Raw genomic sequence first — 22355 nt, 5'->3', positions numbered from 1 at the left:
GATCGGGCCGCCGGGGTTGCGTGCTCAGCCGAGTTCGAGCACGCGCGCGTGCAGCACCTGGCGTTGTTGGAGGGCGGCTCGGACCGCGCGATGCAGGCCGTCCTCCAGATACAGGTCGCCCTGCCATTTCACGACGTGCGCGAAGAGATCGCCGTAGAAGGTCGAGTCCTCGGCGAGCAGCGTGTCGAGGTCGAGTTGCCGCTTCGTCGTGATGAGTTGGTCCAGACGCACGGGCCGCGGGGCGATGTCGGCCCATTGCCGGGCACCCGACCTCCCGTGGTCCGGGTACGGTTTGCCGTCACCGATCCGCTTGAAGATCACAGGCTCAGCCTACCGGGATCGTGGTCTCCGAACCCCCACCCCGTGCCGAAGCGAGGGATAGGCGTCGCGGAACGGGTCGGCTCGGATGGCCGATCCGCCGGGGCAATCGGGATATTTCTTGCGCTATCGGTGTATTCGCTTCCCGGATCCCGGGTGAGCGGAGGAGCGCATGACCGAGCAGGACGACACCATCGCGACCATCACGGCCGGGTACGCCTTCACCGGACCCGCGGTGGAGTTGGGCGCCGCCGTCGTCGCGGGCATCGCGTACCCGGGGGCGCGGGTGCGTGTCCCGCTCGGGGTGCTCAATCGGCACGGGCTGGTCGCGGGCGCGACCGGCACCGGCAAGACCAAGACGCTGCAACTGATCGCGGAGCAACTGTCCGCGCAGGGCGTCCCGGTCTTCCTCGCCGACGTCAAGGGCGACCTCTCCGGCATCCTTGCGCCGGGAGAGCCCGGGGAGCGGGTCGCCGCGCGGGCGGCCGAGGTCGGTCAGGACTGGCAACCGGGCGGATGTCCGGCCGAGTTCTACGCGCTCGGCGGGATCGGTACCGGGGTGCCGATCCGGGCCACGATCACCGACTTCGGGCCGACGCTGCTCGCGAAGGTGCTGGATCTGAACGAGACGCAGGAGTCCTCGCTCGGGCTGATCTTCCACTTCGCCGATCAACGCGGCCTGGAACTGGTGGATCTGAAGGACCTGCGCGCGGTGATCCAGTTCCTGACGGACGATCAGGGCAAGGCGGAGCTCAAGCGGATCGGCGGTCTGTCCGCCGCCACCGCAGGGGTGATCCTGCGTGCGCTGATCACGCTGGAGAACAACGGCGGCGCGGCGTTCTTCGGCGAACCCGCCTTCGACACCGCCGACCTGCTGCGCACCACCTCCGACGGGCAAGGCGTGGTCTCGCTGCTCGAACTCGCGGCGGTACAGGACAAGCCGCAGTTGTTCTCCACCTTCCTGATGTGGCTGCTCGCCGACCTGTTCCACGATCTGCCCGAGGTCGGCGACCCGGATCGGCCGCGCCTGGTGTTCTTCTTCGACGAGGCGCATCTGCTGTTCACGGGTGCGTCGAAGGCGTTCTTGACCGCGATCACCCAGACCGTGCGGCTGATCCGATCGAAGGGCGTCGGGATCTTCTTTGTCACGCAGACGCCGCGTGACGTGCCCGCCGACGTGCTGTCCCAGTTGGGCAATCGGGTCCAGCACGCGCTGCGCGCCTTCACCCCGGAGGACGCGAAGGCGCTCAAGGCCACCGTGTCCACCTTCCCGCGCTCGCCCTACGACCTGGACCAGGTGCTCACCCAGGCCGGCACCGGCGAGGCGGTGGTGACCGTGCTCGGCGAGAAGGGTGCGCCGACGCCGGTGGCCTGGACCCGGCTGCGGGCGCCGCGGTCGCTGATGGCGCCGATCCCGGAGGAGGCGATGCGGACGTTCGTGGCGAACTCGCCGCTGTTCCCCACGTACGGAACCGCCGTCGACCGCGAGTCGGCGTTCGAGAAGCTGACGGCGGCTCAGACCCGGGCCGAGACGCCCGCGGAGCCGGCGCAGCCGCCCGCGCCCGACGAACCCGCGCGCGGGCACGCCCGGGAGGAGAAGCCGAAGCCCGGGATGGTCGAGCAGATGATGGGCAACTCCGCGGTGAAGTCGATGCTGCGCTCGATGGGCACCCAGATCGGCCGGGAGATCACCCGCAGCCTGTTCGGCACCGCCCGCCGCAAACGCTGACGGGCGGGCCGACGGGGGCCGGGTTCAGCGGCGCGGCATCTTCGCGAACGCCTCGATCCAGAAGCGCTGTTTGTCCACCGACTGGCCGACCAGATAGCTGGAGCGCAGCTTGGGCGGCAGGCCGGCGAGCAACTGCGCGACGGTGTCCATGTGTTCGCGCAGCTGGGACAACTCGGCGTTGGCCAGCACCTGGTGCACGATGTCGGTGTCGTCGGTGCCCTCGCCGGACTCCTCGTTGGCCGCGTCGAGTCGGCGCACCCATTCGTCGAGGTTGGCCGAGATGTCGCCGAGGCCGGTGGCCGGGTTCTCCGCGAACCTGGCCTCCAGGGCGTTCAGCGGCACGGGCGCGTATTCGCCGTCGCCGAGGTAGACCTTGGCCATCTCCAGCGGCAGTTCGCGCTGGTGCAGCTTGATCAGCCGCTCCAGGGTGCGCTTGGTGATCCAGTCGCGGCCCTCGTCGTCGATGTCGTTCTTCCACCACTCCAGCACCGTCTCGGCGACCGGGCCGTAGGTGGCGATCAGCCACTCGTTGGCCGGGATGTCCTCGGGACGAATGGTCAGCGACGCGGTGAAGCGGGTGGCCTGGGCAATGTTGTTGCGCGAGACGAGCATCTTGCGGCCGAGGTGGTACGGCGGGTTCTGCAGCGCTATCTGGGCGCGCAGGCCGGGGATCGGGCGGCCCGCGATGGACCACTCCTGGGTGACCTCCATCAGCTTGGCGAAGGTGGACTTGTCCTTGGGCCGGTTGTATTCGTCCCAGACGATCACCTTGGCGCCGGGATCGGTGAACTTGGCCGCCAGCAGGTTCTCCAGCGAGCCGTCGGGGGTGGGCACGGGCGCGCACAGGTCCTCGACGTTGGTCACCGGCAGCGAGAAGTAGAGCGGGTCGTGACCGAGTTCGGCGCGCACCACCTCGCGCACCACCTCGGTCTTGCCGCAGCCGGGCGGACCCTGGACCAGCACCGACCAGCGGCGGTGGATCGCCTCGCGGACGATCCGGCGCACCGCGTCGGGGGTCTGGTCGGGGTTGCGCACGCCCAGGCCGGAGGCGATCCGGTCGAGCACCTCGTCGGTGCGGTCCGGGCCGGGGGAGCCGTCCTTCCTGGTCTCGGTCAGCGCCAGCCGTTCGCCGTTGACCAGCGGCAGCCCCCACACCAGCGGGAAGCCGGCCAGCGCGCAGTCGATCACGTGCTCCAGCGTGCGCGGGGACATCAGTTGGCGCAGCGCCGGGGACAGGCTGGTCCACACCTGGAAGACCTGGGTCAGGTCGGTGCCGGCGAAGCGCTCGGCGAGCTTGTAGCGCCACGCGGTGTCGGTCGCGGTGATCTTGACCGTGACCATGCGGTCCAGGATGGCCAGGTCGGTACGCCGGGTCGCGGTCTCGGCCAGCGACTCGTTGTCGGTGAGGAAGACGCCCACGCAGCCGAGTTCGCGCAGGTCGTGTTCGCCGAGCGTCCAGTTGCAGGCGATCTGCATGAGCTGGGACTGGATCGTCTCGCCCGCCTGCAACGCGTCGTCGATCAGCAGCACGAAACGTTTCCCGGGCCGCAGTTGACGCATGATCAGCTGACGCAGCACCAGTTCGCCGGTGCGCGCGTCCCGGACGGGCGCGTTGATCAGCAGGTCGTCGGGGGTCAGGTTGGCGGCCGGGACGAAGACCAGGACCGTGTCCTCGTGCCGGTCCGGGATGTGGCTGAAGAACGTGGCGGTCTTGCCGATGCCGTGTTCGCCGAAGATCTGCCCGGTCTGGCCGAGGTCGATCATCGCGTCGATGAACTCCTCGAGCTTGGATACGCCCTTCCAGCCCTTGGGGCGCTCGGGAAAGGTGGCGGTGACCTTCCACTTGGGCTCGGACGCGGGTCGGCCGGCGCGCGTGGTGTCAGCGGTGATCGTCATGGTTCCTTCCGGGGGCGGCCGCACGGCGTGCTGCCGCGGAGGGCTCTTCGGCCGGGGGCGTCGGTCGGCGCGGGCATCGGTCGGCGAGGTGTGTCGGCATCGGTGGCCCCGATCAGTGGTCGCCGGTGACGACGCGGTGACAGTCCATGGGCGGGTCGTGCCGCTCGGGCCAGTCGTCGCCGCCCTCGGTGATCAGCCAGATCCACTTGTCGGGATCGGCTGGGGTGATCGGCGGCGCGTAGCCGTCGGTGAGCATCACCACCGCGTCCACCGATTCCTCGAACCGGCCCGAGCCCTCGATCGCCAGCCGGCCCTCGACGTAGTCGGCGACGTTTTGGAAGTCCGTCCCGCCGCCGCCGAGCACCCGCTCGCCCGGCTTGAACGGCATCACCGTGCCGTCGAAGCTGAGCCAGTGCGTCTCCACGCCCTCGGCCTTGCCGACCAGTTCGGTCAACCAGCCCACCACGTGGTCGGGCATCGAGCCCGAGGTGTCGTAGGCGATCACCACGACCTTGGTGCGCTCCAGGCCGCGTCGGGCGAGCATCGGGTCGTGGCCCAGCGCCGCGAGCAGCGCGCCGCGCTTCTTGGGATAGACCAGCCGCTCGCCCTCGCGCAGCTTGGACGCCAGTACGTCGACCAGCCACTGCTGCCACCACTCGACCCGACGGGTGCGCTGGGTCTCGCCGCGCAGGAAGCCGGCCCCCAGATCGCCCCAGAGCTTGGAGGTGCGGTCGGTGGCGCCGTCGGTGCGGGAGAGCAGGTCGAGCAGCTCCCGCCGGGCCAGCCGCTCGCCCCGCCGCGCCGCCAGCAGCACGCTGCGCAGCACCTCCGAGGCCACCCGGTCGACCGTCTCGCCGTCCATGCCGTCGTGGAGCCCGGTGCCCTCGCCCAGGATCACGTGCACGCACAGCGAGGGTGGGACCGGCGGGTGCTTCATGCGCTTGAGTTCGGCGTAGACCGTCGCGTCGGTGTCCACGAAGTCGTCGTAGGGCAGCGACTCCAGGCCCTGGTCCTGCAGGTCCTTGACGTAGGCGCGGTGGATCTCGCGCGGGTCGATGCCGGTCGGCTCGTCGATCCGCGCGCCGGTGTCCGGGTCGACCCGCCGCACGATCGGCAGCGACGCGCGGCCGAGGCGGGTCATCGCGACGTGGTTGATGGTCACCTCGGCGGCGAGCGTGAACACCGGGTCGGCGCGCAGGTCGGCCTCGGCGAACAGGTGCCGCTGGATCAGGTGCCTGGCCTCGTGGAAGAGCACGAACTTGACGCCGTCCAGGCCCAGGTCGCAGAAGAACCGGGGGTTGTAGAGCAGCAGGCAGGTGCCGTCGCCGGAGGCCATCACGGCGGCCGTGTCGATCGCGGTGGTCGGGATGTGGTGGTGGCACTTGGTGTACAACCACGAGGCGATGACCGACAGTTCCATGCCGAAGTCGAGCAGCGCCTCTTCCTTGAGCTTGCGGGCCCGCGCGATCACCTCGTCGTCGGCCGGTCGCCAGGCCTCCAGCGCCCGACGGTCGGTCAGGCTCACGATCGGTGCATGCGGGGCACGTTCGCCGTACGCCACGTCCGTCACCTCCCCTCGGTGTCCCTCGATGATCCCAGTGCCGACCGACACCCGCTCGGGTGGTCCGGACACCGCCGTCGGTTCCACATTGTGGGCCGCACCGGGGGCGAGGGTCAGGGGGTTTTCCCGCGTTCGCGCCTCACCCGGCGGCGATGAACTCGCGCACCCTGGCGACGAACTCGTCCTGCTTCTCGAACATCACCACGTGTCCGGAGTCGATCTCGACGTACGAGCTGCCCGCGATCGCGTCGTGCAGGGCCCGGCTGTGCTCCACCGGGATGGTGGCGTCCTGTGCGCAGCCGACGACCAGCGTCCGGGTCCGGATCCGCGACAGCAGCGGGCGGATGTCGAGGGCCACGTCGTAGTCCACGTGCCGCAGCGTGCCCGGGGTCGGCGTCATGTTCCGCGTCATCGCCTCGACCGCGTCGCGACCGATCGTGTTCAAAAAGCCCCGGCCGAAGCCGGTCATCGTCACGAACCGGGAGAACGACTCGGCGTCGGTGTCCCCGAGCCGCCGCCACAGCGCGAAGGTGTTGCGCAGGTATTCCTCGCCCTCGGTGTACGCCCACCCGGCGACCAGGATCAGCCGGTGCACCAGGTCCGGCCGCAGCGCGGCGACCGCGGCGACCACGGTCGCGCCCATCGAGAAGCCGAGCAGGTCCACGGGGCCGAGGTCGGCGTCCTCGATCACCGCGATCACCTGGTCGGTCAGGATCTCGACGGTCAGCTCGCCGCCGTCGTCGACGGTGGCGTCGGTCCCGGACAGGTCCGGGGCGATGACCACCCGGTCCCCGTCGAGGAGGGGGATGGTCGAGCCCCAGGTCACCGGCGCCCCCACGGACCCGGTCCCGTGCACGAGCAGCAGCGCGGGGCCGGCGCCGGAACCGGAGACGGCGTAGTGGACCTGGGCGTCGGCGACCTTGACGACGGGCATGGCGAACTCCTTCGGGAAGCGGCGGGTGTCGATCGACGAACGGCCGGTGTCGAACGACGTCGGGCATCGGCTCCGACACCCGTAACCCTGCCGCCGGGGCCTTTGGCCCGGGAGGGCATCGCCGACCCTGGGATCGGCGGTCCCACTCTGGCGACGCGGCGATGCGCGACGATGGACGCATGAAGATTGTTCGGGACCAGCTCGCCGACTTCCTGCGGCGCTCGCGGGAGCGGGTCTCGCCCCAGGAGGCGGGGCTGCCCGCCGGGCCTCGGCGGCGTACGCCCGGTCTGCGCCGGGAGGAGGTGGCGCAGCTCGCCGGGATGTCGGCCGACTACTACATCCGCCTGGAGCAGGCCCGCGGGCCGCAGCCGTCCACGCAGATGCTCGGCGCGCTGGCCCGGGCGTTGCGGTTGAGCGACGACGAGCGGGATCACCTGTACCTGCTCGCCGGGCATCGCCCGCCCGCGGCGCGGACCGCCGGCGACGAGGTGGCGCCGGCGCTGCTGCATCTGCTGGACCAGCTGGACACCACGCCCGCGCAGGTGCTCGACGACCTCGGTGACGTGTTGGCCCAGAACGCGATGGCGCAGGCCCTGCTCGGCGGGGTGTGTACGGTCTCGGAGCACGGCCGCAACGTGGTGTGGCGGTGGTTCGGCGACGCCCGGCAGCGGGCCGCGTATCCGGCCGAGGAGCACGAGTACTACAGCCGGCTGCACGTGGCCGACCTGCGGGCCGCCGCCGCGCACCGGCCGGACGACGCGGCGGTGACGCGGCTGGTGAGCCGGTTGCGCGAGGCCAGCGACGAGTTCGCCGAGTTGTGGGATCGGCACGAGGTGGCGGTGCGGCGGAACAGCCGGATGCGGGTGCTGCACCCGGTGCTCGGTCTGGTGGAGGTGGACTGCCAGGTCCTGATCACCCCCGAGGACAACCGCCGGGTGGTGCTGTACACCCCGGCCTCGGGCGGTGACCTGGCCGATCGGCTGGCCCTGCTGCGCCGACCGGCGGGCGGCGACACCCTGGCGTTCGGCTGAGTCGGCGGCGGCCGGCCGGGGTGGGCCGGGCCGCCGCCGAGGGTCGGGTCAGCGGGCGAGCAGCGCGTTCAGGTCGCCGTACGGGATCGCGTCGGCGAGGCCGGTGTAGGTGCCGCTGTCGTACAGCTCCCGCGCCGCGCGGCGGACCACCGCGTAGGCGGCCTCGGCGACGGCGGAGCCCAGGCTGACTCGGGCCACGCCGAGCCGGCCGAGTTCGGCGACGTCGGGGGCGCCGGGGCCGACCAGGATGTTGAGCGGGGCGGTCAGGGACGCGGTGAGCGCGGCGATGGTGGGCGGGTCGACCACGCCGGGGACGAAGACGCCGTCGGCGCCGGCGGCGAGGTAGGCGCTCGCCCGGTCGAGCGTCTCGCGCAGGCGGTCGGCGGGCTCGCCGGTGCCTCGGAGGTAGGTGTCCACCCGGGCGTTGAGGTAGAGCGGGACGTCGGCGGCGTCGGCGGTGGCCCGTGCGGCGGCGATGCGCGCGGCCTGGTCGGCGATCGGGCGCAGCGGTGTCGGGCCGCCGTGCGAGGCGTCCTCCAGGTTGATCCCGACGGCGCCGGCGGCGAGCACGCCGCGCACGGTCTCGGCGACGCCGTCCGGGTCGACGCCGAAGCCGCTTTCGATGTCCGCCGTGACCGGTACCTCGACCGCGGCCACCACGCGGGCGATCAGTTCGAGGGCCCGGTCGCGGCCGAGGAGGTCGCCGTCGGCGGCGCCCAGGCCCCAGGCGACGCCCGCGCTGGTGGTGGCCACCGCGCGGGCGCCGGCCTCGACGACCAGGCGGGCGCCGGCGGCGTCCCAGACGTTGGCCAGGGCGAGGGGCGCGGAACTCGTGTGCAGGGCGCGGAAGGTCAGGGCGGTGTCACGCGGGCTCGTCATGGCCCCACTTCATCAGCCCGACCGGGCCGCGGCCGGCGGTTTTCCGCCGGCATCCCCCGGGCGGCGGGTCGCCTATCGGGCCACGCGGGCGCAGATGTCGTCGGTGCCGCCGTGGAGCATGGTCAGGGTTTTGGTGCGGTCGGCGGTGATGTCCAGGATGTACACGCCGTCGATGGTGTAGACGCCGCGCGGCACGTTGCCGCCGTTCGCGCGGAACGTGGTGAGTACGGGGCCGAGCACCAGCCAGCGCTGGGAGCCGTCGAGGCGATATTCGACGACGGCGCTGCCACCGGCGTCGGCGTCGAAGTGGGTGCCGGTGTCGGTGTTGGTCACCCGCATGACCAGGGGGCCCTTGTACGCGACCCGCTTCGGGCTGCCGTCGGGGTGGGTTTCGAGGACACGTTGCACCACCTCGTCGAGGATCGCCTCCGCGTGTACGGGGAAGTCGCAGCGGGCACCGGCGGGGTGGTCGAACGGCGGGGTGGGCGGGGCGGGTTCCCAGGCGGAGGGGGCCCCGGTCGTGGTCTCGGCCGTGGTGGGGGCGGGGTCGGCGGCCGACGCGGGTGCTGTCGCGGCGGCGCCGAGGAGGGCGGCAAGTACCGTCAGGGTGACGAAGGTTCGGCGCATGGGGATCCTTTGCGAGGTGGGGTGCGGTCGGCCCGCCCGATTCGGGGGGCATCGCCCAGACTCCGCCCCCGCGCTGACCGGATTCTCACCACGCGGGCCCGGTGGAGGTGGTCATGGAGTTTCGGTTGCTCGGCGCCTTCGAGGCGTGCCACGAGGGGCGGAGCGTGCTGGTGGGCACCCGCCGTCAGGAACGGTGTCTGCTGGCCCTGCTGCTCCTCGACGCCGGGCGCGTGGTCACCACGGAGCGGCTGATCGACCTGATGTGGCCGGGGAGTTCGCCGGCATCGGCGCGCGGCACGGTGCACACCTACATCGGTCGGCTGCGGGGCCGGTTCGCGCCGTACGGGCTGCGGGTGCGGACCCGGCACGGCGGATACACGGTGGACGCCGACGCGCATGCCGTGGATGTACGGGAATTCCTGGACCTGGTCGCGCGGTCGGGCGGCGCCGCGGATCCGGCGGAGCGGATGCGGTGCCAGGATCGGGCGCTGGCGCTGTGGCGGGGTCCGCTGCTCGCGGATGTGATCGACGATCGGCTGCGCGCTCGGCTGGCCGGGCGGTTGGACGAACTGCGCGTGTCCGCGCTGGAACAGCGTGCCGAGGCCCGGCTCGCGATGGGGTTGCACGATCGGGTCCTGGCCGACCTGGCGCCGGTGGCCGACGAGTTCCCGGCTCGGGAGCGGCTGGTGGCGGCCCGGATGACCGCGCTGTGTCGCGCCGGTCGGCGGGCCGAGGCGTTGGAGGCGTACCGGCATACCCACAAGGTGCTGGTGAGCGAACTGGGCATCGAGCCGGGAGCGACGCTGACCACGCTGCATGAGCGCATCCTGCGCGGTGACCCGCGCCTGGATCGGCCCTCGGCGCCGGTGTACGCGGTGCGGGTCGGGGAGGAGTGGCTGCCCTGGAACACGAGCGGGCATCCGGCGCTGGAGTTCTGCAACACGTACGCGGGCTGGGGTGGCCCCGAGCGCGCGGGCGCGGACTGGTTGCGCGGCTACGCCACCCTCGCGGTGTGGACGGGGCATCTGGACCTGGCCGAAGAGCGGCTGGTCGCGTGGCTGCGTCGGCGGGCGTGGGAGCGGCCCGACGAGGCCGCCGCCGCATTGGCGCGGGCGCGGGGGTTTCGGGCCGATCTGTACGCCTGCCTGACCGATCCGCAGGACGTGCGCGCGTTCAACGCGGTGGCCGAGACGGCTCGGGAGGCGGCCGGGGCGGCGGTGTTCCGGCGCGGCGAGGACGGGCTGGGGCGGTGGCGGTTGTCGCCGGCGGCGGGTTTGGCGCTGCCGGTGTACGCGGTGGCTCGCAGCGCGGCCGAACTCCTGGCGGATCCGCGCCGGTTCCTCGTCCGCAGGTGTCCGGACGAGGCGTGCGGCTGGCTGTTTTTGGATGCGAGCGGGCGGCGTCGCTGGTGCAGCCTGGCGATCTGCGGCGACCGCTGTCGGGGCGGGCAGTGATCGTCGGCGGCCCGAGCCCGGCGGGGCGCGGGTGTGCCGGCGGCGTTTCGGCTGGTGGGAGTGCGTGGCGGAGTGCCTTGGTGGGGTGATTCCGCGGGTGACCGGGTCGGGCGGTCCGCCCCTGAATTGCGCGTTGCCGGGCGCGGCGGGACGCTGGACGGGTAAGCCCTGCGGCGTTCGGCGAGTCCTGCAGGCCCGGCGGCGCCGGGGGATCGGCGCATGATTGCTTCCCGAGGGTCGGTCGGCGTGCGACCGGGCGGGTTTGCGGTCCGCGTCCCGTCAGGGAGATGGTCATGGACGGCAAGACTCTCGAAGACATGCGCACCACGCTGCGCGGGCCGGTGATCGGGCCGCACGACGCGGAGTACGACGCGGCGCGCACCATCTACAACGCGATGATCGATCGGCGTCCGGCGGCCGTCGTGCGGTGCACGGACGCGGCGGACGTGATGGCCGCAGTGGACTTCATCCGCGACCACGACCTCGAACTCGCGGTGCGCGGCGGCGGCCACAGCGGTGGCGGGCTGTGTGTGGTCGACGACGCGGTGACCGTGGATCTGCGGCCGATGCGCTGGGTACGGGTGGATCCCACCGCGCGCACCGCCCGGGTCGGCGGCGGCACCCTGCTCGGCGATCTCGACCACGCCACACACGCGTTCGGCCTGGGAACCCCCACCGGAATCATGTCGACGACGGGTGTCGGCGGGCTCACCCTGGGCGGCGGACACGGCTATCTGACCCGCCGGTACGGGCTGACCGTGGACAACCTGGTGGCCGCGGACGTGGTGCTCGCCGACGGCGGCTTCGTGACCGCGAGCGAGAGCGAACACCCGGACCTGTTCTGGGCGTTGCGCGGCGGCGGGGGCAACTTCGGGGTGGCCACCTCGTTCCGCTTCCGGTTGCACGCGGTGAATATGGTGACCGGCGGCGTCACCGTGTGGCCGGCCGAGCACACGCGCGAAGTGCTGCGGTGGTACCGCGAGTTCCTGCCGCAGGCGCCCGAGGAGCTGTACGGCTTCTTCGCGCTGTTGACGGTGCCGCCCGGGCCGCCGTTCCCCGAGGAGATCCACGGGCGCGCGATGTGCGGCGTGGTGTGGTGCTGGAGCGGCGATCCGGACGCGGCCGAGCGGGTACTCGCCGTGGCGCGCGAACCGGGCGCGCCGGCCTTCCACTTCGCCGCGCCGATGCCGTACCCGGCGTTCCAGTCGATGTTCGACGAGCTGATCCCCGCGGGCCTCCAGTGGTACTGGCGCGGTGACTTCTTCGATCGCATCACGGACGAGGCGATCGACGTGCACGCCGCGTACGCGGAGAACCTGCCGACGGCGCTGTCCACGATGCACCTGTATCCGATCGACGGGGCGGCGCATCGGGTGGATCGCGACGACACCGCGTGGGACTACCGGGACGCGGTCTGGTCCGGGATCATCGGCGGTGTCGATCCGGACCCGGCCAACGCGGGGACGATTCGGCAGTGGTGCGTGGACTACTGGCGGGACCTGCACCCGCACTCGATGGGTGGCGCGTACGTCAACTTCATCGGTGAGGGGGAGGGCCACGATCGGGTCGAGGCGACGTATCGCGGGCACTACGACCGGCTGGCCGAGATCAAGCGCAAGTACGACCCGGGGAACCTCTTCCACGCGAATCAGAACATCGTGCCCGCGCGATAGGACCGGCCTTCGCGGGTTCGGGTCGACGGGGGGCGTCTGGGGGTGTGCCCTACCCCCGGGGTCCGGAATACCCGCTGGGCGCGGTCGTTTCCGGCGGCGAGGATGTGGTCATGACCCAGACGACCACATCATCCCCGGCGGCGGCCGCGCCGCGTGAACTCGCGCAGGAGGCGGGGGCGTTTCGGCTCTTTCTGCGCCGACTCGGGTTCGTGCTGGGCGGCTTGCCGCTGGGTGTCGCCGCGTTCGTGGTCGGGCTCGGCGGGTTCGCGATCGGCGCGGTGGGTTCGGTCCTGGTGTTCGGGATCCCGGTCCTGGTCGGGGTGTTGGCCGCGGCCGGGTGGTTCGCCTCGGTGGAGCGTCGGCGGGTGGAGGCGGTGACCGGTCGGGCTCTGCCGCCGCACGGCTACCGGGCGTCGACGGGTACGGGCTTCAAGGCGTGGTCGCGCGCGCTGCGCGACCCGCAATCCTGGCGTGATCTGACGCACGCAGTGGTGTCCTTCCCGCTGCGGGTGGTGGGCTTTTGCCTCGCGCTGACCTGGACCGTGGGCGGGTTGGGGGAGGTGCTGTATGTCGCGTGGTCGTGGCCGATCCCGCGCGACGAGGGCAAGCAGGGTCTGCTCGACCTGATGTTCGGCGTCTCGTCGCGGGCCGCCGACATCGCGTTCAACACCGGGATCGGTGTGGTGCTGCTCGCCACGGCGGCGCCGATGACGCGGGCGCTGGTGGCGATCCAGGCCGGACTGGCCCGGGTGTTGCTGACCAACGAGACGGCGGCGTTGCAGCTGCGTACCGAACAGCTCGCACAGGGTCGGCGCAGCGCGGTGGCGGCCGAGGCGAACACGCTGCGCCGGCTCGAACGGGACCTGCACGACGGGCCGCAACAGCGACTGGTGCGGCTCACCATGGACCTGGAGACCGTGGCCCGTCGGCTCGACGACGACCCCGAGCGGGCCCGGCCGTTGGTCGCCGACATGATCTCGCAGAGCCACGAGGCGTTGACCGAACTGCGGGCGTTGTCCCGGGGGATCGCGCCGCCGATCCTGGCCGACCGGGGCCTGGTGCCGGCACTGACCGCGGCGGCGGCGCGGTGTCCGGTCCCGGTGACGCTGACGGCCGAGTTGCCGGAGGGGCGGCGGTTCGCCCCGGCGGTGGAGAATACGGCGTACTTCGTGGTGACCGAGGCGCTGACGAACGTCGCCAAGCACGCCGGGGCCGAGCGGTGTCGGGTGCGGGTGCGGGTGGACGAGCGGGCGTTGTCGGTGGAGGTTCGCGACGACGGGCGCGGCGGGGCGCATCCCGGCAAGGGGCATGGCCTGGCCGGGCTGGTCGACCGGTTGGCCGCGGTGGAGGGTCGGCTCGACGTGGTGAGCCCGATCGGTGGGCCGACCACGCTGACCGCGGAGATTCCGTTGAGCGGGGTGGGGGAGCGTTGATGCGGGTGGTCCTGGCGGAGGATTCGCTGCTGCTGCGGGAGGGCTTGGTCCGCCTGCTCGAGGAGACCGGCGCGGAGGTGGTCGCGGCGGTCGGCGACGGCCCGTCCCTGGTGGAGGCGGTGACCGCACACCGGCCGGACGTGGCGGTGGTCGACGTCCGGATGCCGCCGACCTTCACGGACGAGGGCCTGCGGGCGGCCCTGCGGATCCGTCGCGAGGTGCCGGGGACGGCGATCCTGGTGTTGTCCCAGTACGTCGAGGAGAGCTACGCCGGCGACCTGCTGGCCGACGGCGGCGGCGTCGGCTACCTGCTCAAGGACCGCGTCTCCCGCCTGGACGAACTCTCCGACGCGCTCACCCGCGTCGCGGCCGGCGGCACCGTCCTGGACTCGGAGGTCGTCTCCGCCCTGTTCACCCGCCGCCGCGACGACCCGCTGGCCGCCCTCACCCCCCGCGAACGCGAAGTCCTCGCCCTGATGGCCGAGGGCCGCCGCAACACCGCCATCGGCCGCACCCTGTCCCTCACCCAGGGCACCATCGAAAAACACATCTCCGCCATCTTCGACAAACTCGCCCTCCCCCCATCCGACGACGACCACCGCCGAGTCCTCGCAGTCCTCACCTGGCTCCGCACCAACCCCTGACCGGGATGGACGGGCCGCACGCAGCGCGCGACTCGGGGGGCGATCACTGGGGTCGGGCGTACACGACGACCACCAGGTGACGCGCGGCGGCGTTTGTGAAGTGGGGATCAGTCATTCCGGTACTCGTGGGGTGGCAACGGGCAACCCTCGCGGAACCAGGCTTTTGCGCCGTGTCGCATGCCAGACTCTTCGTCGGAGCTGGGGACGCGCTCCGATCCCCTGATTTCCGATCTTCCGGTGTGCAACGGCCCAAAGGGTGGAGTTCTGCATGGGTACGCCTCTGAGTTTCGGTTCCGAGTTACGTCGTCTTCGGCACCGGGCGGGTCTCTCGCTCGGCGCCTTCGCTCAGCTGGCGAACTACGACAAGGGCTATCTCAGCAAGGTCGAACGCGGGGTTCGACGGCCGTCGTTCGACCTGGCACAACGGTGTGACGCGCTACTGGACGCCGGTGGTCGGCTGAGGCGCCTGGTCGAGCCGCAGGGACCGTCGGACGACTCGGACAACGATCCCCACCGGTTCGTGCAGCGGCGGGATCTGCTCGTTTCGGGCACCGGGTCGTTGCTCGGCGTGATATTGACCCGGAACGATGGCGATCCCGCGCCGGCGAACCTGCCGATCGGGGCCTCCTTTCGGACGCAGTTCGACCAGATCCGGCAACTTGGCCAAGGTGCCGATCCGAAGGTGCTGCTTCCGCTGCTGGAGTCCCAGACGCGCATGCTGGTGCAGTCGGCGGCCCGAAGCGGTGCTCGCGAACGAGCCCGGTTCCTGGTGCTGGCCGCCCGCTTCGCGGAATACGCCGGGTGGATGGCCCAGGAAAGTGGGGACGACCGCAATGCCATCGATCTGACGGCGCAGGCCGTCGAGATGGCCCAGGCGGGGGGAGACACCGACCTTTCCTCCTACGCGCTCGTTCGACGCGCGCTGATCGCGTTCTACAAGTCCGACGCGGAGCAGACGATCGGGCTCGCCGATCAAGCACAGGACAGCGCGCTGCCACCCCGGATCCGAGGTCTGGCGGCTCAGCGCGAGGCCCAAGGACATGCTCTTGCGGGGGACGAACGGGCCTGCCTGAAGAGTCTCGACCGAGCTCGCGACCTGCTCGGCTCCGCAGACGCCCGGACATCCGAAGCACCCGTGATCGGCAGCACGAATCTGGCCGATTCGGTGAGCATGGTGAATGGCTGGTGCCTGCATGACCTCGGACGACCGCGTGCCGCCGTCGAAATTCTCGATCGCGAGTGCCTTCGCATCGCGCCGCGGGCGCATCGCACCAGGATGAGGTACGGCATGCGCCGGGCACTGGCCCACGCTGCTGCAGGTGAGGTGGAGCATTCCTGCGAGATCGCCAAGGAACTGCTCGACGTGGCTTCGATCGTGCCGTCCGCCACAGTCAGGACCGATATACGGCGCCTTGCCAGGGAGTTGCAACGCTTCCAGGCCAATCGGACCGTTCGAGACCTGCAGCCCGCACTGGCTTTGGCGGTCGATCAGACGCGGTAGTGACCTGCGTCGGGGTCGGCACAGCCGGTTGATACAGGTCGTTTCGTTTCTTTGCACTCCGAGGTTCGGGCACTGTGCGTCCTTTTCGTTCGGCTTCGGAATTTCGTTCCTTCTCGGAGAAGAGAGAGGCATGCCCGATATCTTCGTCAATTACAGAACCGGAGACGAGGAGGCCACTGCTGCGCTCGTGGATCACGAACTTTCGCGCCGCTTCGGCAGCGAACGGGTGTTCCGCGCCGGCAAATCGATCGAACCTGGCCGGCGCTTTCCCCAGGCGTTGATCACTGCGCTCCGACGCAGTAGCGTCCTGCTGGCCGTCATCGGGTCCGGGTGGATGGAGGCACGAGCCGCGCAGGGCGGACGTGCGCTGGATGATCCCGAGGATTGGACCCGTCGAGAAATCGTCGAGGCGCTGGAGAGCGGATCCTTGGTGATCCCGGTGCTGGTCGGTAGGACCGTCAGACTCGAGCGTGAGTTGCTTCCCCCGGCTCTCGCGGACCTGGCGGACCACCAATATCGAAGGCTGGATCACCGGAACATCGAGGTCGGTTTGGCGCAGCTTGGGAACAATCTCGCCGAACTTGTTCCGCAGTTGGCTGCGGCGGACCGCGATCGTTGCCGCGATGGTGAGGCTCGAGGTGATACCGACATGGCCGTTGACAAGGAGGATTTCCGGGGCGTGCAGACCCGGGCACACGACGTTCGGCATACCCAGCGAGGTGGTATCGGAAATCTCGTGGGAGATTTGTCGGGCACCTTCATCAGCGAGCCTCAGGCACCGGTGCACACCGGTACCGGAGACCAGTACAACGCCCCGCGATTCTCCGGGGACAATACGGGGCTCAATTACACTGCCGGTGATAGCTCGGGCACGATACGCCAGAGGTTCGACGGTCGGCACGGAGGCTCGGACAAAAGCCGATGACAACCGACGCCGGCGCCTGGATCCATGAGCCTCGTGGTTCCGTTCACAGCGGATCCGGGACTCAGATAAACTTCAATGTCGCCGGGGATGAGTGGTTCGAGCGAACGTTTCGGGTGCGCGCGGATCCACTCCGGGTCGCACGTGAGCACCGGATACAGCTCAGCAGACGCTTCATTCCTCCACCGCACTACGGCCGAGCCAGGGACCGACTGGCGGCTCCCGGGACATTGATCCTGCTGGATGGGCCACCGGGGATCGGCAGACGCACCGCAGCGACCATGTTGCTGCACCAACTCGACGTTTCGGAGGAGGGTCGATTCGAAGAGTTGTCGGTGGAGCGGGACGAGGCCATTCTCGATGCCGGCCCTCAGGATCGGTTTCTCCTCGACCTGTCCGATACGGACGACGATGGACTTCTGCGCTGCCGGCGAACCCTGGCGGCATACCGTGCGACAGTCGGAGTTTGCGGCGCGCGACTGGTCGCGATCCTTCCGGCCGGGCGCGAGTATTTGCTCGAGGCCGAGTTCGCTCCGTTGGTCGTCCATTTGGGTCGTCCGCGTGGGACGGCGGTGCTCAGTCGCCATCTCCGCGTGGACGGCGTGGATTTCGCGCCTGAGCAGTTGACCGAAGCGGAGTTGGTTCGGTTTTCGGCGGCTTCGCCGATGCGGGAGATCGCACGTTTCGCCGGGTTGGTCCGACGGGCTCGGGACAGCGGTCGGTACGGGGGCGACTTCGCTTCCTGGTGCGCCGAGGCGATGGCGGCGGTCACCGACCGCACGGGGGAGGCGGCGGCGCAGGTGAACGCGCATCGCAGCGTTCCGGAGCGAGCGTTATTGCTGGCCGCCGCCATGCTCGATGGTGCCACCGGAGATGCCGTCTTCCACGGTTCACGACTGCTGCTGAGGAATCTCGATCACCGTGAGGACGAGACGCCTCGGTTGGCGCAGGCAGACTTCGGAGAAGAGTTGAAGTGCCTTCGGATCCAGCGTGACGACGAGGGCCGGGTGGGATTCGAGCGCCTTGCCTACGACGGAGCGATCCGGACTCACTTCTGGGTCAACTTTCCCGACCTTCGGGAGGGAATGCGTGACTGGGTCGCTCAGTGCGTTGCGATGCCCGACCTCACGCCGGACGATCGGGGAAGATTGGTTTCCCGCGTGGTCGAGCAGGTGTTGGGCGTCGATCGGCCGGACGACGTTCGGATCCTCGTCGAATCGTGGACGCGCCCGACGGCGTCGCGGCCGTTTCGTGTCGAGGCGGCGGCTGCGCTAGAGACCGGACTGGGCCACGAACGCTACGGAGCGACGTTTCGTGAGCAGGCCTACACGTGGGCCATCAGTCCCGCCTTGCCGACGAACCTCGTGCACGTCTTGGCCCGTGTCTGCCATCAGGTGATCGCCCGGACTCATCCCAACCAGGCGCTGGTCAGATTGCACCACCTGGCGCTGCACCCGGGTCGAGAAGAGGCCGAGGCGGCGCGTGAGGCCCTGTTCGAACTGGCGGTGTCCAGCGAGCGGTTGTATCGAAGGTTGATCGATCGTCTGCTCCATAGGCAACGCGGGCGACCCGAGCTCAACCTGGCGCTGCTCGTGCGCTTGCTCGAACCCGATGTCCTGCCGTTTCGAAGGTTCTGGCCGGACCTGATCCGCGCGTGGCGCACGGTCATGGCGGAGCGGCCCCCACAGGAGTGGGAGGCGACGGTTCGGCGCTGGCTCTCGACCGTTCGGCAGGACAGTGGTTGGGACCCGATGCTCGACATCTTGACGAGCGCCGCCGCGGATCGACCCGACGCGCTCAACCGGTTGTACGTGATCGCCGGCTCATGGGCCCGAAACGATCCGCCGCCGTTGTCGGATGGCATCCGGAGCCGTGAAATGGTCGCTGACCGGCTCCGGCACAAGATCGACGTCGCACAGGGTTTCGACCCCATGGAAGACGAACCTGACGTATCGGACTCGGGAGAGGCCCAGTGAATACCAGGAGCAAGAACCTTTTCGTCATTCTCGTCTCCGGTCTGATTCCCGCCGTCCTCGGTGCCATCCTCCGGTTGCCCCTGTGGGCTTGGGTTTCTGTCACGGTCGTCGTCGTCGGATGTGTGGCGTTGTCGCGGGCAGCCGCAAATTCCACGACCGGCCATCCTGCGGGTACGTCGCGGCACAACCTCCCTTCGGCGCCCACAGTGCCGCCCTACCAGCAGACACGCGTGGAGCGCGTGGCGCTTCCCAGCTGCGCATCCGACTACGACTTCGTGTTCTCCGCGACCGTGATGTGGCGGCCCATTCAGGACTTCTCCGCCGACTCGCACATCAACCCGGCGAGCCTGGCTGTTTCAGCTCTGTTGGGACGGGCCCGCGCGATCGTCGGCCGGGAGCATCCCGAGCACTGCGATTTCGCCGGTCACCTGCTTCGGGGTGCCCTCGGTGGGGTGCAGCAGGATCCTTCCGGAGCAGTGATCGTGCTGGCGATCGACGTGACCTTGACGCTGGATGCGGCGGACATGGCGAGGCTGCGGGACCTGTCCACGCTCCGCAAGTCGGAGGAGGCATGGGAGTACCAACGCCAGTACGAGCGCAACCAACGGGCCTACCTTCGCGACGAGGTCCTCAAGAGCACGGGAAGTGCCGTGGTTTGGTGGCTGGCACGACACGAAGAGGAGGTCGAGAAAGCGGTCACACTCATCGGGCCACTGGCCCGGATCTCCGCTGCCGCGAATGACGCGGAAGTGTCGGAGCTGTACCGACACCTGGTTGCCGCATCCGTCGATGTGGGTGGGGCCGGCGGATTTCAAGGGCTTGGTGATTGGGTGGGCGGGAGGCCCGACGTGGACGCGGTAGACGGTTTTCCCACCGACTCCGGCGCGTCCTCGTCCGAGGACACCGTGATCGGTCCTTTGGTAACCCTGCTGGCCGACTTGGGGCTGTCCGGAGAATCCGACCAACGGACAGTGTTCGTGGATCGGATTGCCCGGTCGATGGAAGCCGCCGGAAGGTTTGTCGAAGCTGAACGGATTCGACTGAGGTTCGATATCCACAAGGGCGACGACGATGCTCGCCGCTCGTCCGCCGACGAAACCCCTTCCGGCCATCCGCACGCACCCTCGGGTGATCCGGAATCGCCGGGGGCCCCGCGATCCGAGCGAACCTCCGACTCTGTCCGTGACAGGCCGACGGACGCTACCGAGGAGCCACCCTCCCCCGGCACGGGCCTTTGGCAGGCGAATCCGACTTCCTTCGCACAGGAAGGACCTCCGGAGTACCGGAACGGTCGATTCGACGAAACAACTCACTGAGGGCTGCCGGGTCCGCTTCCGTGTCGGGACGGTCCCGTTTCGGGTCCCGGTAGCGGGCGGGGTCGAGCGGTGGCGCGGGCGGTGAATGGCTGTGGACGCGGGTGCCCTGATCGCATCGTGATCGGGGCACCCGTCCGGTTCCGACAACGTTCGGCGACTCCCGTTTTCGGAGGCTCTCGCGCTCGTACGCCCATCCTTCCAACCGCGACCTGACGGGCTTCGAGGTTTGGGCTATGGCGCAACCGATCGGCGGGGCGACGGAGGCCGTGGTCGGTCAGGGCTCGGGGCGCCTACGGTCGGCGGGTCCACAGGACCGGGTTCGTCGGCGGGGTGGGCCGGCGTGTTGCGCGAGCCGAGGTAGGCCAGGACGGCGAGGACGCGGCGGTTGGTGTCGTCGTCGGGCGGGAGGCCGAGCTTGGTGAGGATGTTGCGGACGTGCTTGCCGACGGCCGGTTCGGAGATGTCCAGGGCGCGCATGATCGCGGCGTTGGACAGGCCTTCGGCGATCAGCGCGAGGACTTGGCGTTCGCGCGGGGAGAGTGCGGCGACGGGTTCGGCGCGGCGGCGCAGGAGGCGGGTGACGACCTGGGGGTCGACGGCGGTGCCGCCGGCGGCGACGCGGCGCAGGGTGGCGGCGAAGTCCTCGACGTCGACGATGCGGTCCTTGAGGAGGTAGCCGATCGCGCGTCCGCCGCCACCGGCGAGCAGTTCGGCGGCGCCTTCGGGCTCGATGTACTGGCTGAGGACGACGATCGGCAGGGACGGGAACGTGGCGCGCAGCGCGAGTGCGGCGCGCAGGCCCTCGTCGGCGAACGCCGGGGGCATGCGGACGTCGGTCAGTACGAGATCGGGGACCCGCTCGTGGACGGCGGCGGTCAGCGCCGCGCCGTCCGCGACGGCGGTCACCTCGAAGCCGAGGCGCTCGAGCAGCCCGGTGAGGCTTGCCCGGAGCAGGACGGTGTCCTCGGCCAGGATCAGGCGCAGCGGGTTCACCGGTCGTCCTCCTGTGGATGGGGCGGGCACGGGATCGTCACCCGCACCAGGGTCGGCCCGCCCGGGGGGCTGGATACCCGGATCGTGCCGTCGACGACCGCGACCCGGTCGGCGAGCCCGGTCAGCCCCGTGCCGTCGGCGAGGCGGGCGCCGCCGCGTCCGTCGTCCTCGACGTCGACGGTCAGCCGGCCGTGCCGCACGCGGGCGGTGAGCCGGATGTGGTCGGCGGCGCTGTGCCGGAGCGCGTTGGCCAGCGCCTCGGCGGCGGCGAAGTACGCGGCGGTCTCGACCGCTCGCGGTGGGCGGTGCGGCAGGTCGATGTCCGTGCCGACGGGCAGCGGGCAGAACTCGGCGAGTTCGTACAGGGCCGCGCCCAGCCCCCGGTCGGTCAGCACCTGGGGGTGGATGCCGCGGATCAGTTCGCGCAGGTCGGCCATCAGGGTCTTGGCCTGGTCGTGCGCCCTGGCGACGGCCCGACCCGCGGCGGAGTCGGCGGGCAGGTCCATCCGGGCGAGACCCAATTGCAGGGTGAGGCCGAGGAGTTGCTGCTGGGCGCCGTCGTGCAGGTCGCGTTCGATGCGGCGGCGCTCGGCGGCGAAGCCGTCCGCGAGTCGGGACCGGGAGCGGGTGACCTCGACGAGGCGGGCGGCGAGCGGGTCGGGGCGGGGCTCGACCAGGGTCCGGGACAGGGCGGCCTGCGCGCGGACGAGGGTGGTGAGAACCACGAGGCCCAGGACGCCCGCGGCGAGCCCGGCGGCGCAGTACGGAAGCGCGTCGGGGACGCTGCGCGCGTGGCCGATGCCGAGCGCCACCGGGCCGCCGCTGCTGCGCGCGACCACGAGCGGCGCGGCGAGCCATACCGGGCACAGGACGGCCCAGATCGCCGCGAGCAGCACCAGCCCGGGCCCGGCGACGGCGACCAGGTACCCGGCGGCGACCTCGCGCCAGGCGCGGGCCGTGGTGTACCTCGCGCGGAATCGAACGGCGCGGGGGCTCGGCTCGGGATCGGCCGGCTCGGGATCGGCCGGCGTGGCCGGCGCGGACGCCAGTACGCGCAGCCGGCGGCGTTCCAGGGCGGCCAGCGGAGCCGCGGCCAGGGGCGCGATACCGACGGTCAGGAGAATCCCGAACAGCAGGAGCGCGGCGCGGCGGACGGCGTCCGCCCACGAGGAGATGTCGGCCGGCCGGGTGCACGCCATCAGCACCGGTGTCGCGAATGTGCCGAGGACGACCAGGGCGAGGAGGCCGGTGGGCAGGCCGAGGGCGAGGTAGGCGAGCCCGCGTCGCATCCGCCGCAGCCGCAGCCGCAGCCGCAGCCGCGGGCCCGCGCCGGCCCTGCTGTCGGCAGGCGCGTGGTCGTCAGGCGCGTGGTCGGCGCTCGCGCGGCTTCCGGACCGCCGGCGACGAAGCAGGGCAGACGACGGCACGGCGGTCCTCTCGCGATCGTTGGCGGCGGTGCGCAAACCGT

The 22355-nt window shown here is 70.7% G+C and carries 18 protein-coding genes; 10 read left to right on the top strand and 8 right to left on the bottom strand.

The window, feature by feature from the left end:
* Nucleotides 1-24 precede the first annotated feature (24 nt).
* On the bottom strand, nucleotides 25-321 hold the full coding sequence (locus ACFRCG_RS38560; RefSeq protein ID WP_020556786.1) for a type II toxin-antitoxin system VapB family antitoxin: 297 nt from the start codon (nucleotides 319-321) through the stop codon (nucleotides 25-27).
* A 169-nt stretch (nucleotides 322-490) separates the two neighbouring features.
* On the opposite strand from ACFRCG_RS38560, the gene ACFRCG_RS38555 reads away from it, so the two are divergent.
* Complete coding sequence (locus ACFRCG_RS38555; protein WP_380040304.1) at nucleotides 491-2047, top strand: helicase HerA-like domain-containing protein; 1557 nt, start codon at nucleotides 491-493, stop codon at nucleotides 2045-2047.
* 24 nt (nucleotides 2048-2071) lie between these two features.
* On the opposite strand, the gene ACFRCG_RS38550 is transcribed toward ACFRCG_RS38555, so the two are convergent.
* The 3 genes from ACFRCG_RS38550 to ACFRCG_RS38540 form a co-directional block, all read right to left on the bottom strand.
* Nucleotides 2072-3943, bottom strand: coding sequence for an AAA family ATPase (locus ACFRCG_RS38550; RefSeq protein ID WP_380040302.1), 1872 nt, complete (start codon nucleotides 3941-3943; stop codon nucleotides 2072-2074).
* Nucleotides 3944-4055: 112 nt separating this feature from the next.
* Nucleotides 4056-5471: a hypothetical protein gene (locus ACFRCG_RS38545; RefSeq protein WP_380040328.1), complete on the bottom strand. Its 1416-nt coding sequence runs from the start codon at nucleotides 5469-5471 to the stop codon at nucleotides 4056-4058.
* A gap of 172 nt (nucleotides 5472-5643) precedes the next feature.
* Nucleotides 5644-6438 (bottom strand): alpha/beta fold hydrolase, encoded by a 795-nt coding sequence (locus tag ACFRCG_RS38540; protein ID WP_380040300.1) that lies wholly within the window; start codon nucleotides 6436-6438, stop codon nucleotides 5644-5646.
* A gap of 179 nt (nucleotides 6439-6617) precedes the next feature.
* On the opposite strand from ACFRCG_RS38540, the gene ACFRCG_RS38535 reads away from it, so the two are divergent.
* Nucleotides 6618-7469 carry a helix-turn-helix transcriptional regulator gene (locus ACFRCG_RS38535; RefSeq protein ID WP_380040298.1) on the top strand — a complete coding sequence of 284 codons (852 nt, stop codon included), beginning with the start codon at nucleotides 6618-6620 and terminating at the stop codon, nucleotides 7467-7469.
* Nucleotides 7470-7517: 48 nt separating this feature from the next.
* Here ACFRCG_RS38535 and ACFRCG_RS38530 read toward each other — a convergent pair whose 3' ends face one another.
* Together ACFRCG_RS38530 and ACFRCG_RS38525 are read right to left on the bottom strand one after the other, a co-directional pair.
* Nucleotides 7518-8348, bottom strand: a complete 831-nt coding sequence (locus ACFRCG_RS38530; RefSeq protein WP_380040296.1) for an isocitrate lyase/phosphoenolpyruvate mutase family protein — start codon at nucleotides 8346-8348, stop codon at nucleotides 7518-7520.
* 72 nt (nucleotides 8349-8420) lie between these two features.
* A complete protein-coding gene (locus ACFRCG_RS38525) occupies nucleotides 8421-8975 on the bottom strand; it encodes a hypothetical protein (RefSeq protein WP_380040294.1) in 555 nt (184 codons plus the stop codon).
* Nucleotides 8976-9088: 113 nt separating this feature from the next.
* On the opposite strand from ACFRCG_RS38525, the gene ACFRCG_RS38520 reads away from it, so the two are divergent.
* The 8 genes from ACFRCG_RS38520 (at nucleotide 9089) to ACFRCG_RS38485 (ending at nucleotide 19894) form a co-directional block, all read left to right on the top strand.
* Nucleotides 9089-10429 carry a BTAD domain-containing putative transcriptional regulator gene (locus ACFRCG_RS38520; protein ID WP_380040292.1) on the top strand — a complete coding sequence of 447 codons (1341 nt, stop codon included), beginning with the start codon at nucleotides 9089-9091 and terminating at the stop codon, nucleotides 10427-10429.
* Between the two features lie 293 nt (nucleotides 10430-10722).
* Nucleotides 10723-12102 carry an FAD-binding oxidoreductase gene (locus tag ACFRCG_RS38515; protein ID WP_380040290.1) on the top strand — a complete coding sequence of 460 codons (1380 nt, stop codon included), beginning with the start codon at nucleotides 10723-10725 and terminating at the stop codon, nucleotides 12100-12102.
* Between the two features lie 110 nt (nucleotides 12103-12212).
* Complete coding sequence (locus ACFRCG_RS38510) at nucleotides 12213-13535, top strand: sensor histidine kinase (RefSeq protein ID WP_380040288.1); 1323 nt, start codon at nucleotides 12213-12215, stop codon at nucleotides 13533-13535.
* Nucleotides 13535-14179 (top strand): response regulator, encoded by a 645-nt coding sequence (locus ACFRCG_RS38505; protein ID WP_379998751.1) that lies wholly within the window; start codon nucleotides 13535-13537, stop codon nucleotides 14177-14179. Before ACFRCG_RS38510 ends, ACFRCG_RS38505 begins: the two co-directional genes overlap by 1 nt.
* Nucleotides 14180-14447: 268 nt before the next feature.
* Nucleotides 14448-15680 carry a helix-turn-helix domain-containing protein gene (locus ACFRCG_RS38500; RefSeq protein ID WP_380040286.1) on the top strand — a complete coding sequence of 411 codons (1233 nt, stop codon included), beginning with the start codon at nucleotides 14448-14450 and terminating at the stop codon, nucleotides 15678-15680.
* A gap of 130 nt (nucleotides 15681-15810) precedes the next feature.
* The gene (locus ACFRCG_RS38495) at nucleotides 15811-16605 is read left to right on the top strand and encodes a toll/interleukin-1 receptor domain-containing protein (RefSeq protein WP_380040284.1); all 795 of its coding nucleotides are present in this window, start codon (nucleotides 15811-15813) and stop codon (nucleotides 16603-16605) included.
* A 278-nt stretch (nucleotides 16606-16883) separates the two neighbouring features.
* Nucleotides 16884-18578 (top strand): hypothetical protein, encoded by a 1695-nt coding sequence (locus ACFRCG_RS38490; RefSeq protein ID WP_380040282.1) that lies wholly within the window; start codon nucleotides 16884-16886, stop codon nucleotides 18576-18578.
* Nucleotides 18575-19894, top strand: a complete 1320-nt coding sequence (locus tag ACFRCG_RS38485; protein ID WP_380040280.1) for a hypothetical protein — start codon at nucleotides 18575-18577, stop codon at nucleotides 19892-19894. Before ACFRCG_RS38490 ends, ACFRCG_RS38485 begins: the two co-directional genes overlap by 4 nt.
* 231 nt (nucleotides 19895-20125) lie before the next feature.
* On the opposite strand, the gene ACFRCG_RS38480 is transcribed toward ACFRCG_RS38485, so the two are convergent.
* Complete coding sequence (locus ACFRCG_RS38480; RefSeq protein ID WP_380040326.1) at nucleotides 20126-20869, bottom strand: response regulator transcription factor; 744 nt, start codon at nucleotides 20867-20869, stop codon at nucleotides 20126-20128.
* A 14-nt stretch (nucleotides 20870-20883) separates the two neighbouring features.
* Complete coding sequence (locus ACFRCG_RS38475; RefSeq protein ID WP_380040278.1) at nucleotides 20884-22314, bottom strand: sensor histidine kinase; 1431 nt, start codon at nucleotides 22312-22314, stop codon at nucleotides 20884-20886.
* Nucleotides 22315-22355: the final 41 nt, after the last annotated feature.

The sequence above is a fragment of the Embleya sp. NPDC056575 genome (genome assembly GCF_042793325.1).
Classification (GTDB): domain Bacteria; phylum Actinomycetota; class Actinomycetes; order Streptomycetales; family Streptomycetaceae; genus Embleya.
Note: the sequence above shows the minus strand (reverse complement) of the source record. Positions and strands in the feature narration are given on the sequence as shown.